16 protein-coding genes and 3 pseudogenes are annotated in these 15,067 nt (G+C 43.4%); 9 read left to right on the top strand and 10 right to left on the bottom strand.

Annotated features, from left to right (window positions below):
• Window positions 1-8 precede the first annotated feature (8 nt).
• The 7 genes from JCM19037_RS17285 to JCM19037_RS17260 all read right to left on the bottom strand — a co-directional run bounded on the left by JCM19037_RS17285 (window position 9) and on the right by JCM19037_RS17260 (window position 4,561).
• A complete protein-coding gene (locus JCM19037_RS17285; protein WP_042403316.1) occupies window positions 9-680 on the bottom strand; it encodes a response regulator in 672 nt (223 codons plus the stop codon).
• Window positions 655-2,082, bottom strand: coding sequence for a sensor histidine kinase (locus tag JCM19037_RS17280; RefSeq protein ID WP_052364002.1), 1,428 nt, complete (start codon window positions 2,080-2,082; stop codon window positions 655-657). The genes JCM19037_RS17285 and JCM19037_RS17280 overlap by 26 nt, the downstream gene beginning before the upstream one ends.
• 184 nt (window positions 2,083-2,266) lie before the next feature.
• Window positions 2,267-2,425, bottom strand: coding sequence for a CPBP family intramembrane glutamic endopeptidase (locus JCM19037_RS24580; RefSeq protein ID WP_238544779.1), 159 nt, complete (start codon window positions 2,423-2,425; stop codon window positions 2,267-2,269).
• Window positions 2,416-2,877, bottom strand: a complete 462-nt coding sequence (locus tag JCM19037_RS17275; RefSeq protein ID WP_042403314.1) for a hypothetical protein — start codon at window positions 2,875-2,877, stop codon at window positions 2,416-2,418. The genes JCM19037_RS24580 and JCM19037_RS17275 overlap by 10 nt, the downstream gene beginning before the upstream one ends.
• Window positions 2,878-3,004: 127 nt before the next feature.
• Entirely contained in the window at window positions 3,005-3,541 is a 537-nt protein-coding gene (gene resA, locus JCM19037_RS17270; protein ID WP_042403313.1) for a thiol-disulfide oxidoreductase ResA, read from the bottom strand.
• A gap of 353 nt (window positions 3,542-3,894) precedes the next feature.
• Window positions 3,895-4,206, bottom strand: coding sequence for a multidrug efflux SMR transporter (locus tag JCM19037_RS17265; protein ID WP_042403311.1), 312 nt, complete (start codon window positions 4,204-4,206; stop codon window positions 3,895-3,897).
• A 1-nt stretch (window position 4,207) separates the two neighbouring features.
• A complete protein-coding gene (locus JCM19037_RS17260) occupies window positions 4,208-4,561 on the bottom strand; it encodes a multidrug efflux SMR transporter (RefSeq protein WP_042403310.1) in 354 nt (117 codons plus the stop codon).
• 201 nt (window positions 4,562-4,762) lie between these two features.
• On the opposite strand from JCM19037_RS17260, the pseudogene JCM19037_RS17255 reads away from it, so the two are divergent.
• Window positions 4,763-5,349: pseudogene (locus JCM19037_RS17255) on the top strand (cysteine hydrolase family protein).
• Window positions 5,350-5,416: 67 nt separating this feature from the next.
• On the opposite strand, the gene JCM19037_RS17250 reads toward JCM19037_RS17255, so the two are convergent.
• Window positions 5,417-7,462: a sodium:proton antiporter gene (locus JCM19037_RS17250; RefSeq protein ID WP_152549125.1), complete on the bottom strand. Its 2,046-nt coding sequence runs from the start codon at window positions 7,460-7,462 to the stop codon at window positions 5,417-5,419.
• A 315-nt stretch (window positions 7,463-7,777) separates the two neighbouring features.
• Between JCM19037_RS17250 and JCM19037_RS17245 the strand changes: the two genes are divergently transcribed.
• The 8 genes and pseudogenes from JCM19037_RS17245 to JCM19037_RS17220 all read left to right on the top strand — a co-directional run bounded on the left by JCM19037_RS17245 (window position 7,778) and on the right by JCM19037_RS17220 (window position 13,635).
• Window positions 7,778-8,701 (top strand): metal ABC transporter solute-binding protein, Zn/Mn family, encoded by a 924-nt coding sequence (locus tag JCM19037_RS17245; protein WP_081829401.1) that lies wholly within the window; start codon window positions 7,778-7,780, stop codon window positions 8,699-8,701.
• A gap of 37 nt (window positions 8,702-8,738) precedes the next feature.
• Window positions 8,739-9,455 (top strand): annotated as a pseudogene (locus JCM19037_RS25975) (metal ABC transporter ATP-binding protein); the annotation flags it as partial.
• A 78-nt stretch (window positions 9,456-9,533) separates the two neighbouring features.
• Window positions 9,534-9,863, top strand: coding sequence for a metal ABC transporter permease (locus tag JCM19037_RS27600; protein ID WP_307189867.1), 330 nt, complete (start codon window positions 9,534-9,536; stop codon window positions 9,861-9,863).
• Window positions 9,751-10,346: pseudogene (locus JCM19037_RS25970) on the top strand (metal ABC transporter permease). The gene JCM19037_RS27600 and the pseudogene JCM19037_RS25970 overlap by 113 nt, the downstream one beginning before the upstream one ends.
• Window positions 10,343-10,750 carry a hypothetical protein gene (locus JCM19037_RS25965; protein ID WP_052364000.1) on the top strand — a complete coding sequence of 136 codons (408 nt, stop codon included), beginning with the start codon at window positions 10,343-10,345 and terminating at the stop codon, window positions 10,748-10,750. The pseudogene JCM19037_RS25970 and the gene JCM19037_RS25965 overlap by 4 nt, the downstream one beginning before the upstream one ends.
• Window positions 10,747-11,697 (top strand): metal ABC transporter permease, encoded by a 951-nt coding sequence (locus JCM19037_RS17230; RefSeq protein ID WP_081829400.1) that lies wholly within the window; start codon window positions 10,747-10,749, stop codon window positions 11,695-11,697. The genes JCM19037_RS25965 and JCM19037_RS17230 overlap by 4 nt, the downstream gene beginning before the upstream one ends.
• A 15-nt stretch (window positions 11,698-11,712) precedes the next feature.
• Window positions 11,713-12,543 (top strand): polysaccharide deacetylase family protein, encoded by an 831-nt coding sequence (locus JCM19037_RS17225; protein ID WP_052363999.1) that lies wholly within the window; start codon window positions 11,713-11,715, stop codon window positions 12,541-12,543.
• Window positions 12,544-12,558: 15 nt separating this feature from the next.
• Window positions 12,559-13,635 (top strand): serine hydrolase, encoded by a 1,077-nt coding sequence (locus tag JCM19037_RS17220; RefSeq protein WP_052363998.1) that lies wholly within the window; start codon window positions 12,559-12,561, stop codon window positions 13,633-13,635.
• Window positions 13,636-13,769: 134 nt separating this feature from the next.
• Here the strand turns inward: JCM19037_RS17220 and JCM19037_RS17215 are convergent, their stop codons facing one another.
• Window positions 13,770-14,492 (bottom strand): amino acid ABC transporter ATP-binding protein, encoded by a 723-nt coding sequence (locus tag JCM19037_RS17215; protein ID WP_042403305.1) that lies wholly within the window; start codon window positions 14,490-14,492, stop codon window positions 13,770-13,772.
• On the bottom strand, window positions 14,489-15,067 hold a 579-nt coding region (locus tag JCM19037_RS17210; protein WP_052363997.1), incomplete at its 5' end, for an amino acid ABC transporter permease. The genes JCM19037_RS17215 and JCM19037_RS17210, both read right to left, overlap by 4 nt.

Genomic DNA, 15,067 nt, shown 5'->3' with positions numbered 1-15,067 from the left:
CTCCTCAGTTACACATGTACATATTTTCTTTCAGGCCGACCGATGACACCGTAATTCAACTGTGTTCGTGCATGACCTGAAGCGACCAAATGCTCTAAGTATCGACGGGCTGTCGTTCGAGAAATGCCGACCGCTTGGCACGTATCTTCAATCGTTACACCGTCAGCTACATGTTCTAATGATAGCTGAACTTTGTAGAGTGTGATGGAATCAATTCCTGATGGGAGTGACGGCTCTTCGTAGCCTCCACTACCGGAACTCGTCAAAAATCGGCTAACATCCGCTTCTGTAAATGCAGACGAGTGAAGAAACCAATCTCGGTGCTGTTTATATTGGCGAAGCGTTGACTCAAATCGTTCTTTCGACACCGGTTTTACGAGAAAGTCATACACACCAAAACGCTTCGCTATCAAAAGATCTTGTCGTTCATCAGAAGCAGAAATCACGATGATGTCCGTGTCAGGATATTCACTACGAATGTGCATCAAGAGATCTGTTCCCCGCTCATCAGGAAAATAAATATCTAACAAAATTAAATCGACATCGGCTGCTTTTAGACTTGAGCGTAGTTCTTTACCGTTAAGCGCTCGGCTAATTACCTGAAACCCTTCAACAGATGTCACGTAGGCTTCGTGAATCCCTGATACCCGAAAATCATCTTCGGCAATAATAACGTTCATGAGCCGGTTCCCCTTTCATTTTTGGTAGGATAATGGATACACAAGCACCTCCAAGTTCTGAATTAGCAATTTCTAATGAACCGTTATATTCACGCAACGTTTTTTCAACATTGTATAAGCCATACCCTCTTTTGGATCCTTTTCGAGAATAACCTTGCTCTACAACGAGATGTTGCTCATCACGTTCAATACCTACACCACTATCCTCAATTTCAATGATGATGTCATCCCCAACATCCGTCATAAAGATGCCAATATTCTTTTGTTTTTCATCTTGCACAGCCTCGATTGCATTGTCAATCACATTGCCTAGCATAATCGTCATTGCAGAAATAGGGATATGCGTCGGTGATAGAGATGAGCGATCTTCTATAACCATGTGAATGTTCTTCTCAGCCGCCTTTCCCATACTAGCAAGAAGAATGGCTTGAATACCTGCATCTTCAATACGGTTTAACTTAGGTAAAAATTGATCGGTAACAATCGCTTCCTCTTGAACAAAACGAATCGCCTCATCATATTGTTCTAGTTGCAATAAACTCATAATGACATACAATTTATTTTTGAATTCATGAGTTTGAGCGCGCAGCCCGTCCGCATAACTTTTCATTTGATCCATCATCAGTTGAAGTTGTCTCATGTCTGTTTTATATCTGAAGCTACAGATTGCTCCAACTAACCGTTTATTCGTATACATCGGACGGAGGTTCGCAATTAATGGGTAGCCGTTAAACGTCCGCTCTTCATCATATACGAAGTTCTCCTTTTGAATCACATCATGGAGACCGAGTGCTTCTGTAAGAAGGATTTCGTCTTCTTCGTGATGAAGAAGCAACCGCGCCGAAGGATTAATGAGCGTAATCTTTTTATCGATATTAATCGCAAGTATGCCCTCCTTCACGGATTCCAACATCGCTTCTCGTTCAGTAAACTTACTCGCAATCTCCACCGGCTCCATCCCTAACGTATCTTCTCGAATATTCCGAGCAAATAAAACGACACCCGTACCGAGTACCGCCAAACTAATCAACGCGACAATTCCTAATCGAAAAAACTTATCCGCAATCGAACTCATCAGCGTTTCCCGAGGATACTCAACGCTCACAGCTCCGACCAACCGCTCTCCATTGTCAGCCATTTGTTGATAGACCGGGGCAATAATTTGGATGCTCATTTCATCCAATTCAGAATTATTCTGATAAGAACCGAACATAATGGTCCGGTCGTATACTTCATCTGGCAGCGAGGGCTGCGCATTCAGATCAAGTGAATGATACACATCATTCTTTTCGTCGTCCACAACAGAAACGATGGGCTGTTGAACTTGTAGTCGAATCCGGTCAATATGTCCTTCAAGCTCTTTTTGGTCTTGAATGGCTACCGCATCAGCGATTGCCGGCATATACCTATCGTATTTGCGGTTTGTCTGGCTAATTGTTCATACTCACTTCTCGTATTATCAACCTCTATAGAAGCGAAAGCGATAATAAAAATAATAAATAAAAATGAAGACAGCAGTGTAAAAAAAACAAGCATACGTGTCCGGATTTTCATTTTTTTCATTCACATGTTGCCCCTCTCATCCATCATTCGGATTGAACATGACGATTGGCTGATGTTTTGCGTAAATGCCAGCCAAGAATTGTATTGTAAAGGGCATGGGCAATAACTGGGGCGAGCAAAGACCCTGTAAAATAAAACAAAAACGCTAACCAAAACCCCATGACAAGGATTGTCAGATGCATGAACGGCTCTCCTCGATATTGAGGGATATGTAACGCCATAAACAATAGGCATTTAAGAGGAGGACAAGCCAGGCAGGAAACGTATCAAGAAACAAACCGACGAGTGCTCCCCGAAACAAAAACTCTTCAGCAAAGCCCGCACCCAAGCCGACTGTAACGAGCCCTCCGGGCATTCGAATAATTCTTTCCAATATTCTCGTCATCTCATTGTCAGGTAATTCTGTACCCGTTAACACGAGCACTCCGGTGACGACTAGCGCCATGACTAGTCCACTTACTACGCCAATTCCGATCACAAACAATAACGATTGGTTGTCGATGGTAAACAACTGAATGAGAAACGGCAACGTCTCCCCCCATCGAAACATGATCATGAGCACAAGGGCGGCCACAATCATTAGACCAAAACCTTGCCATATAGCAAAGAGCAGTTGCACATCAGATCTTTTCACATCGTCACCTCCAACACATGCGTATTTGCGAGTCCAGTTCCAGGCGTTTTCTATACCGCGCTCAGTTCTTCGTTTAGACCCGAGCCATAAAAGAAAGGCTGCACCTATTAGGAAGCAGCCGGATCAATCATTTCCATGAAATTTTCAACATGCTCTTGCTCATGCCGCCTTCACGTTTTAGTACAACTTCCCCGTGTTCATCAATTAGGTATGTTGCTGGAAGTACGCCGACACCATATGCGCCTAGCACGTCACGATGACTGTCCATAAGTATTGGGAAGTTCAATTCATGACGATTCGCGAAACGGTCAATTTGTAGCTGACTCTCTCCTACATTCACCGCAAGAATTTCTACATCTTTATCTTTATAGTTTTGCCATTCTTCTTCCATATACGGCATCTCATCTTCACATGGTGGACAGAATGTGCCCCAGAAGTTCAAGAATACGCCTTGCCCTTCATAGTCAGCCAACTCAACCCGCTCTCCATCCATGTTGACGAGCGAGAAATTTGGCGCTTGATCCCCTTCACTCACTACACTAGCCTCTGCCATAAAAAAGTTGGTCACGAATACATACCCAATGGCAGCGACAATGGATAAGAGGATTGCGGTACGCATGAACATTCTACGTCGTTTACGTTTAACTCGATCTTGTTTGTCCATGGATTCACCTCTATCTTAAGTAAATATCACGATACAGATAGCATCTCATATTCTCAGAATAATAATCAAGTCACAGCGATCTTTGTAACGAATTGTTTACATTTTACTAGGATCACAAACGAATTTCCACTGAAACATCCCCATGCAGGTCATGTGATGGCCCCGTTCGTAACCTCTAATAATCTATAGAAAAGAAACCTACACTTGATCACCTCCACTCTCTTTGATTAATCCCAGCAATCACTTGCCAACCTAAACGAGACTATTTCACGCTTAAAAGCAGGTATGAGCAGGTGATGGCTGCTTTTACAGTACATCTAAAAAACTCAAATCCCCTTTTATTGTTGTAGTAACTAAGATAACAATTTTAATCCGACAGCTGAGGCTAGAATTAATGAAATGGCAAAGATGCGCTTCATGTCTTTACTTTCATTAAACAATATCATCCCGAGAACGGCTGAACCTGCTGTCCCAATGCCCGTCCAAACACCGTATGCGGTTCCCATTGAAATATCATTCATTGCATACGTTAACAGTGCAAAACTAATCCCGAAAAATAAAACTACATAACCAATCGCATGCCATTGTTTCATGGCCACCTTTTTTAAATTGATTACCCCAACGACTTCAAATAATCCAGCAATGACGAGGGCTGTCCAATACATTTTACGTGGCCTCCTTTATCACTTCTGATTTCTTTTCTTGGTCATCACTTAACAACTTCAATGAAATAACACCGGTTAATAGCGTACCGATTAAAAGAATTTTCAACGCACTGAAGGGTTCTCCGAAAAAGAGAATTTCAACGATAACCGTTCCTGCAGTTCCAATACCCGCAAATACGGCATAGACCGTCCCAATTGGCAGTTCCCTCGTCGCTAAAATAACGAATGTAAAACTAATGCCTATTGCAACGATAGTTAAGATCCATTGCCATAAGGCTGTAGAATAATTTAGTCCCGCAACCCAAAAAATCTCCAAAAAACCTGCGAGTAATACGAGCAGCCAATTACGATTCATTGTTAATCACTCCAAACATGCAATTACTAACTAACGTTAGTTAGTAAAAGTAAAACACGCTTTGAAAATGCCGTCAATGGAAAACATCGGGAATTGCCTTTTAACTCGTGCCATTTACACCACCGTTTCGATGCGCGGTATCGCCCATTCATATATAATGAAAGAAAAGACGATGGAACAAAAGAAAGGAAGGTAATCATCATGACTACAGCGCTACTTGTCATTGACTACACGAATGATTTTGTAGCTGACGATGGAAAGTTAACGTGCGGAGAACCAGGACAAAGGATTGAACATCGGATTATGGAATTGGTACAACAGTTTCATGATACGCGCACTTCAATTGTATTTGCTGTCGATGTGCATGCAGAAAACGATCCGTATCACCCAGAAACAAAACTCTTTCCAGCTCATAATATTGCAGGCACTAATGGACGCGAGCAGTTCAATAGCATTCAACACTTTTTAGATAGATTTAAAGAAAAATTACCGGAACACATTCGCATGATGAACAAAACGCGCTATAGTGCGTTTGCTGGAACCGACCTCGCCATTCGCTTGCGAGAACGTAACATCTCTACAGTTCACCTGACCGGTGTATGCACTGACATTTGCATCTTGCACACAGCTGTTGATGCTTTCAATTTAGGGTTTTCCATTGTCGTTCATGCTGATGCTGTTCAAAGCTTTAATCAACAAGGGCATCATTCGCACTCCAACATTTTAAAAACTGCCTCGGTGCTGAAGTTGTTGAATCGTCAGACGTGCACAAAATTGACCAACATTAGACAACTTTGTTTTCCACAATAAAAGGGGAATGTGGCATAGTGCACATTCCCCTTTTTTATGAACGGCTCATTCGTCCTCTAGTTCTTCTCCTTCTCGAAGCACAACCATCTCGTTATAAAGCAAACGCTCTCGCAATTCATGCGCTTCTCGGATCGCTAAGTGACCCGCTTGGATTTGCTCATCTATAAACACCCTTCCTTGCTGGATGCCTGCTAAATGAATGCGTTTGATTTCTTTTGCATCTTCTTCTCCTTGTTCCGGCGGTGCATACAGTACGTGCAGATGTTGGTGCTGTTCTTCTTTTACATACATCACTTCTCGTCGGTTGTGTGACGTCTCTTCGTTTGTCAGCCTGTTCATTACGTTCGGATGAATCACATCTTCGATTTTCTTCAATTGCCTAATCTCATGAGTAGCTTCTACGTGACCACGGGTAAACTGCCGTGATTTAAGCAGACTTAATTTCAGGTTGAACCAATATCGTTTTAGTACCGACATGCGGATGTAAGAATCGACCTTACTTCGATACGCCGAATAAATTTGCGCTGTTCGTTTCTCCACCGTCCGTTCGTCAATGAGTACTTTTAATGTGGTTCTTTCAATGTCTTTGACGAGGTCTCGCAACCTGTTGATTTCCTGCCGAGAATGACCAAGCTCGACCCCTCGTTCCACATAAATTAATTGCTTTTTAAATCGAGCAATGACCGTATGATAAAACAACATGTTCGTCGTCGTTACCTTTTTCTCTAGTGATGTCACGATCGCTTCGATCATGTGTGCATGAGCTTCATTCACAGACCATGAGCGCTGCTTATTCGCCTTCTCTTTTTTGCCCATCATCGGTAAAAAGATCGTCGCTACAATCATAGAAATCAACACGACGCCCGCTGCAATAAACAATACGGTATCCCGCAATGGAAAAGCAGTTCCATCATTTAACTGATCCGGGATTAACAGCGCTGTCGCCAAGGTGATTGTACCGTGTATGCCACAGACTGCTGCAAACAGTGCATAATAACTTCTGGAGAACTCAGAGCTGTCGTTGCCTTTTGATTGCTGACGTTCTTCAATAAATAACAGAGACTGTGTAGGTGAACCTGAGAATAATGGATGCCATACGTACACCCATACGTACCGAATGATAAATAAAGCGATGGCAATACACACGGTTAATAACGTAATCCAGCCGAGTGGATATTCCTCACTTGCTGTTAGCCCTTGCCATACTTCTGGTAGCAAAAATCCGAGCAGTACGAAAACGAAACCATTTAATAAATAACCGACAATCGACCACGTATTGTTGGCAACCACTTGCATTTGCATCGATGTTTGTTGGAGTTTATCCCGTTCAATGCCATACACCACGCTGGCAGTGACGACTGCAAGAATTCCCGACACGTGAACAGACTCTGCTAGAAAATAGATGACAAACGGTGTGAACAATTGAATGGAAACTAACGAATACACATCTTCAAACCCAAATGTGCGTAACATGATGCGAATCTGTACGATAATTAGCGCCCCTAAAAAACCGACGAGCGCTCCTCCTAACGCAACAAAAACGAAGTTTGAAGAGCCTTCCCAAATTGAGAACACCCCTGTAATCGTTGCCGCTAAAGCGATTTTAAATGATACAATCCCCGCAGCGTCGTTTATGAGCGACTCCCCTTCTAGAATGGTCATTAACCCTTTTGGCAGTTTCATTCCTTTTGTAATCGACCGCACTGCGACCGCATCTGTCGGTGATAAAACTGCGGCGAGGGCAAACGCGACACCTAAAGGCATTTCTGGGATCAACATATGAATGATGAACCCAAGACCTGCAACGGTTATAAATACAAGACCAAAAGCCATGAGTAAAATGGGCCAACGATACGTCCAAAAAGCCGTTCTTGAAGCGTGATACCCATCAAAGAACAGTATCGGTCCAATGACCGCCATCAAAAATAATTCCGGTTCAAATTCAAATGTTAAACCAGGAAGTAGCACCCCTAAAACAGTCCCTAAAAAAACTTGAAATAATGCCGCGGGAATTTTTGAAAACTGCCGGTGCAAGATTGTGCCAACGACAACAAGAATTAATAACATGAGAATTGATATGAATACGTGCATAACGTTCCCTCCACTACCTAACCATTGTTGCCAGTTCCAACCTTTTCCATGCAAACCAATCTGTCACCATGAGAAAAATAACAACAAAGACCATTGTCAGAATGATTTTCTAGGTAAAAGAACGTCTGCCATGCCCCGCCCATACACTAGGTTTATGCCTGCGTATGAGCTCATCCGAATTTGTATTTTTGGATTGACATTTATACATGTGAAGTGTAGGATTACGTTATAATTTGCACTGAGGCAACTTTCATAGCTTAAGTAAATTTGTTTGTCCTAATCAAATATTTATATAGAACTTGAGGAGTGAGAGAAATGAAAAAGAAAATGATGATGTTTGGAACAGGAATTGCATTGGTTGCCCTTACAGCCTGTGGTACAGAAGAAACGGAGGGAGATGCTTCCTCTTCAGGTGATGACCCGATCCAGGTCGTTTCGACGATCGGGCAGCTTGATGACGCGGTTACGAATATCGGAGGTGACCTCGTCGATAACCATGCACTAATGGGCCCTGGAATTGACCCACACATGTACAACGCGTCTCAAGGCGACGTTCAGCTTCTCGACGATGCGGATATTGTTTTTTATAATGGACTAAATTTAGAAGCGAATATGGAAGATATTTTGGAACAAATGGGTCAAGGTAAGCCCGTTTACGCTGTCGGTAACAATGTTCCAGAGGACATGATCAAAGCAGATGAAGAAGAGCAAAACATGCCTGACCCACACATTTGGTTTGATATTGACTTGTGGTCTTACGCTGTAGAAGAAGTTCGCGATGGCTTAATCGAGCTAGACCCTGATAACGAAGAAGTCTATACTGAAAATGCAGAAACCTACTTGAGTGAGTTAACCGAAGTTCAAGAATGGGCATATAGTGAAATTGAACAAATCGAGCAAGACCAACGCGTACTCGTGACCGCCCACGACGCATTTCAATATTTTGGTGATGCCTTTGACTTTGATGTATTAGGTCTTCAAGGGATTTCAACTGAAGCTGAATACGGACTAAGCGACGTTCAGCGCATCATTGATGAAATGATCGAGCGTGACATTACGGCGGTATTTGGTGAAACAAGTGTATCTGACAGTGCCATTGAAGCTGTGATTCAAGGAGCTGGGCAACAAGGACATGATGTTGAGCACGGCGGTGAACTTTATTCCGATGCTATGGGTGAAGAAGGAACAGAGGAAGGAACGTACATTGGTATGTACCGTGCGACGTTTCACAAGTGGTAGACGCCTTGAAATAATAAGGACAGATAGGAGTATTTTTATGTACCCGGTATCCGCAAGCAACATCACCGTGGCTTATCACCGAAAGCCTGTGCTTCAAAACGTCAGTTTTGAAGCACCAGAGGGAAACTTGATAGGAATTGTTGGTCCAAACGGTGCCGGAAAATCGACACTGATTAAAAGCATTTTAGGTCTCGTGCCAAAAGCTTCCGGAAACGTGACGATTTTTAATCAACCGTACAAAAAACAGCGGCAATTAATTGGCTATGTCCCACAACGCGGTTCTGTCGACTGGGATTTCCCGACAAATGCTTTGGACGTTGTTCTGATGGGGCGATATGGAAAGATCGGAATGTTTAAGCGACCGAAAAAAACCGATATTAACAAAGCGATGCATTGCCTAGAACAAGTCGGGATGGAGCGATATGCCGACCGCCAAATTAGTCAATTGTCAGGTGGGCAACAACAGCGGGTATTTCTCGCAAGGGCACTCGCTCAAGACGCTTCTGTCTACTTCATGGATGAACCGTTCGTCGGTGTTGATGCAGCGACAGAGCGAGCGATTATTACATTATTAACCTCATTAAAAGCACAAGGTAAAACAGTTCTCGTCGTTCATCATGACTTGCAAACGGTCGAAGACTATTTTGATTGGGTGATGTTACTCAACATCCGCAAAATTGCATTCGGACCGACGGGTGACGTCTTTACGAAAGATAATTTACAAAAAACGTACGGTGGGCGCCTCTCCTTTTTAGACCAAGATCAAAAGGGAGTGAGCCCCTTGCTTGATGTGTTATTACAGCCCAATACCCAGTGGGTACTTCTCGGTACGATGCTGCTCGGTATGACGAGCGGCGTGCTCGGAAGCTTTGCCTTACTTCGCAGGCAAAGCCTGATTGGAGACGCCATGAGCCATGCCGCGCTACCCGGCATTTGTATCGCGTTTATCATTGTGGGCTCTAAAGAGATGATTTTCTTAGTACTCGGAGCCGGAATCACCGCCTATTTTGGCACTTTTTTTGATTCAGACGTTCGTGAAACATTCACGCATAAAGACAGACACAGCAATTGGTCTCGTCTTGTCGGTATTTTTTGGAATCGGCATCGTGCTTTTAACGATTATAAATCGAAGCGCCGGTGGCAACCAGGCCGGTTTAAATGAATTCATTTTCGGTCAAGCAGCCGCATGGTACGCAGTGATGTGTATATATTTACAGGCGCTGCCATCCTATTACTTGCCACTACTTTTCTTTTGTTTAAAGAACTGAAGTTAATTACCTTTGACCGGGAATTTGCTGAAGGTCTCGGTCTTCCTGCAACGCTAATTAACGGAATTCTCATGACGATGATCACCGCTTCGGTCGTTATTGGTCTTCAAGCTGTAGGTGTTGTGCTCATGGCAGCCATGCTCATTGCACCGGCGATAACTGCTCGCTACTGGACGAACCGCTTAAGCGTGATGATTATCCTCTCCGGCATTTTAGGAGGATTCTCAGGAATTATTGGCACACTTGTTAGCACGCAGATTTCTGGAATGCCAACAGGACCGCTCATTATCGTCTCGGCTTGTTTACTGTTCTTCCTCTCACTATTTATCGCGCCTAAAAAGGGCTCATCACAAAAGCGATTCACTTATACCACTTGAAGAAACAAACATCTGAAGCGCAAGTGATGCAAAGTTTATATGAACTTTACGAGGAGGAACCGCGCGCCTTTACGTCGGAAGAAATTCAACACGCCAGGCCGTTAACCCCAATCATGTTTCGACGCACAATTAACACATTAATACGAAGACAATGGATTACGACTAAACACGATAACAGCTACCAATTGACGAGCAGTGGACAAAAGAATGGATATCGAATCACATTGAACAATCGCTACTTGCAACTGTACTCCATGTATGAGCTGCAGTTTGCTCACTTACCGATGGAGAAAATGAATTGGAACTTCTTATCCCTACCCAAAGAAGACCTTCAACCTTTCGATGAACTGCTCAAAGAACACGACATGGAACCCTTGTTAGAGAAGGGAGGCGGTCATCGATGAGTTATGCCGCTTGGATTATTATGACTGCTTCTCTTGTCGGGATTACGTGTAGCATAATTGGCGTGCTTTTGGTCCTTCGCAGAATGGCAATGATCTCTGACGCCATTAGCCATACCGTACTTCTTGGCCTCGTCTCCGCGTATTTGGTCACAAACTCGTTAGACGGCCTTGCCATGTTCATTGGCGCTGCGATTACTGGGGTGCTAACTGCCGTCTTCATTCAATTGTTGAATTCAGCAGGCGTGCAAGCAGACGCGTCGATTGGCATTGTGTTTACCTTTTTATTCGCCATTGGTGTCATTCTTGTTTCCATGTTTGCTCGAGATGTTCACATTGATACAGAGCATGCAATTATGGGAGAGCTTGCCTTTATTCCGTGGACGACAGTGGAATGGTTTGGGCTGCCGCCCATCCCGCAAGCCGTTTGGGTCATTGGCATCGTTCTTGTCATTAACATCGTGATCTTGGTGTTATTGTACAAAGAATTTAAATTAAGTTCCTTTGACCCAGAGCTTGCTGCTGCGCTTGGATTGCCCGTCGTCTTCCTTCATTATGTCCTCATGGGAATGACTTCAATTACCGCTGTCGCAGCTTTTGATGCTGTTGGAGCCATACTTGTCGTCGCCATGATTATCGCCCCTCCTGCAACGGCTTATCTTTTGACTGAGCGGTTATGGATGATGTTTGTATTGAGTGCGGTATTCGGTGTTATTTCTGCTGTGGCAGGATACTATACCGCCGCTTGGCTCGATGCTTCCATCTCTGGCATGATGGCTACAATGACTGGCATTTTGTTCATACTCGCCTTTTTGTTCTCTCCAACACACGGCATTATCGCAAAAAGAATCAACAACCGACGTATTCGCCTGAGTCATAAGCTCAGCGTTTTACTGTCATTTTGTTTTGAAGGATCCCGTGATATGATTATTTATAAACCTACATACTAGATGAGGGGCAAAGAAATGATAAAACATGCATTCATTTTCGTTTTGTGCTCGTTCATGCTCTTTGGATGTGCCCAAACCTCATCCATACATATTGATCGTGCGTCATTGCAGGAAAAGCCAATCGCTATGCCTGAGAAGTCGTTTACGAATCATCAAGCCTTTGTAGAAGAACGTTCCCCAACGGAATGGGGAGAACAAGTGACCGGTGTGATGACACGTTTAGACACGAACGACCCAGTAGTTGCCCTCACGTTTGATTTGTGTGGCGGCCCACACGGGAACGAGTTGGATGAAGAACTGTTAGACTATCTCATCAGAGAAAACATCCATGCAACTCTTTTTGTGAACTATCGATGGATTCAAGACAATAAAGAACAATTTCTAGCGCTCAATGATAATCCTCTATTTCAAATTGAGAATCACGGTACTGAACATCGCCCCCTTTCCGTAAGTGGACAAGCCGCTTGGGGAATAGAAGGTACGAATAATGCTGATGAGGTTGTTGCAGAAGTCATGACGAATCAAGAAGAAATCGAACGTCTCACAAGCGAGACCCCTACGATGTTTCGCTCTGGAACTGCGTACTATGATGACGTCAGCGTGGAAATCGTCGAAAGTTTAGGTCTCCAAGTGGTGAATTTCGATATTGCTGGAGATGCAGGAGCCACATTTTCTGCCGACCAAATTGAACATGCACTCCTACAATCACAACCGGGAAGCATTGTGCTACTGCATTTAAATCAACCTGACAGTGACGTAGCAGAAGGTGTGATGCGCTCACTTCCACAGCTTGAAGGTCGCGGACTCACTTTTGTCCACCTTGATGACTACACATTAACTTCATAAGAAAGGAACATCGGTATGAACATAAGAAAAGCTTTGGCAACACTCGCTGCAGGTGCAAGCGTGGCTATTGTGGGTTATAAAGCCATTCAAAATTGGAAAGCTGCCACGCTTTTTTCTGAGCACTCACGAATTGAACGATTTCAACATATGAACGAAGTGATGCCATCTAACCTTGTAAAGACATCAGAAACACCGAGTCAAGCTTTTGAGAACGCTACCACTCAAGTTAATAAAAGCTATCTGTATAAAGGCAAAGAACAAACCCTCGATCATTTCTTGAACAAAACGACAACGACCGGCTTTATCGTCATAAAAGATAATCAAATCTTGCTCGAAGAATATTTGCACGGCAGCGACGAGCATACCCGCTTTACGTCGTGGAGCGTTGCAAAATCAATGGTTTCAGCACTGATCGGCATTGCCGTTGACGAGGGGAAAATTCAGAGCATTCAAGATCCAGTCGATCAGTATGTGCCTGAACTTGCAAACAGCGCTTATCGAAACGTTCCGATTGAACATGTGCTTTTAATGGCTTCGGGAGTGCGATTTAATGAAGACTACAGCCATCCGTTGTCAGATATCCGCAAGCTCTTTTATTCGACGCTCGTATTCAACCAGTCCATTGACAATTATGTTCAGAGTCTTAGTAGCAACCGGCTATCTGGCACGATGTATCGTTATGCTAGTGTCGATACCCAAGTACTCGGCATGGTGCTCCGAGAAGCAACGGGTGTACAGCCTTCAGAATATTTCTCTCAGAAGATATGGAAGAAAATAGACGCTGAGCGAGATGGGTATTGGAATACCGATCGCAAAGGCAATGATCTCTCTTTTTGTGGCTTCAGTGCGACACTTAGAGACTATGCCGTTTCGGGCAGTTGTATTTGCAACAAGGAAAGTGGAATGAAGAACAAATTATTCCTGCCGATTGGGTTTCTGCTTCTACACAAATCGGTGACACTTCTCTTCGCAAACAACCGTCGCTCGGATACCAATATCAATGGTGGATTCCTCATCAAGAGAACAAAGATTATCTTGCGATGGGTGTATGGGGGCAATTTATATACGTTCACCCAGAAAAACAGACGGTAATTGTGAAGACGAGTGTGGATCCTGATTTTGAGAAACACGAAAAAGAAACGATCGAAGTGTTTCGGCATCTCGCTGAAAATATTTAACCAAAACAAAAACGAGCACAAGGTCATTAAAACCTTGCGCTCGTTTTATTATAAGATTTTACTTAAAAACGATTGTGTACGTTCATGTGACGTATGATCAAACACTTCACTTGGCGTACCTTCTTCAAGAATTAAACCTTCATCCATGAAAAACACACGATCCCCTACTTCTTTTGCAAAGCCCATTTCGTGGGTAACAACGACCATCGTCATCCCTTCGTTTGCAAGGTCTTTCATCACTTGCAACACATCACCGACAAGCTCAGGATCAAGTGCTGACGTTGGTTCATCGAAGAGCATAATTTTAGGATTCATTGCAAGTGCTCTGGCAATCGCAACCCGTTGCTTTTGCCCACCTGAAAGACTGGATGGATACGCCGATGCTTTATCCTCTAGGCCGACCTTTTTCAAAAGCTCCATCCCTCTTTGATTTTGGTTTTCGCCTTTTGCCTTTTTTAACTTGGTTGGGGCTAACATAATGTTTTCCATGACCGATTTGTGAGGAAACAAATTAAAATGTTGAAACACCATCCCGACGTCTTGACGAACGATGTTAATATTCACTTCCCGATTGGCAATGTTTGTGCCATCAATGATGACTTCTCCAGCTGTAATATCTTCCAAACGATTCAAGCAACGAAGAAATGTACTTTTCCCCGAACCCGACGGCCCAATGACACAAACGACTTCTTGTGCATCAATCTCGGTCGTTATGCCCTTTAAGACTTCATTGTCTCCAAAGGATTTATGTAAGTCGTTCACTTTGATCATGATTTATCGAGCCTCCGTTCAGTGTAACGCAATAAAATAGATGCAGGTATAGTTATCATGAGATAGAAAATACACACCATGAAATAGGTTTCAAACATGTTAAACGATATACTCGCAAATTGCCGGCCTTGATACATAAGTTCTGCAACCGCAATCGTTGATAGTAACGACGTATCTTTAAGACTAATCACAAATTGATTTCCAAATGGTGGAATCATGACTCTTACAGCTTGTGGCCAAATAATGTAGCGCATCGTTTGTCTACCATTAAGCCCGAGGGATCTCCCGGCTTCCATTTGCCCTTTATCGATGGACTGCACACCACCACGAACAATTTCAGCGATATACGCCCCTGAATTAATCGCGATGACGGCAACCCCAGTAAATAACGGGTCAAAATTGTAATTAAACAATGCAGGAATACCGAAGTGAACGAATAAGATCTGTGCGAGGATAGCGTTCCACGGATAAGTTCTATGTACGTAATGGCCATCCATCGAACCACTTTGAATCTCGCAATACTCATGAGGCCAAACATTGACATATAATACAACCAATTGCCACACCGACAAATG

This window comes from Geomicrobium sp. JCM 19037 (genome assembly GCF_000698105.1).
In the GTDB taxonomy this organism is placed as follows: Bacteria; Bacillota; Bacilli; order Bacillales; family Marinococcaceae; genus Geomicrobium_A.
Note: the sequence above shows the minus strand (reverse complement) of the source record. Positions and strands in the feature narration are given on the sequence as shown.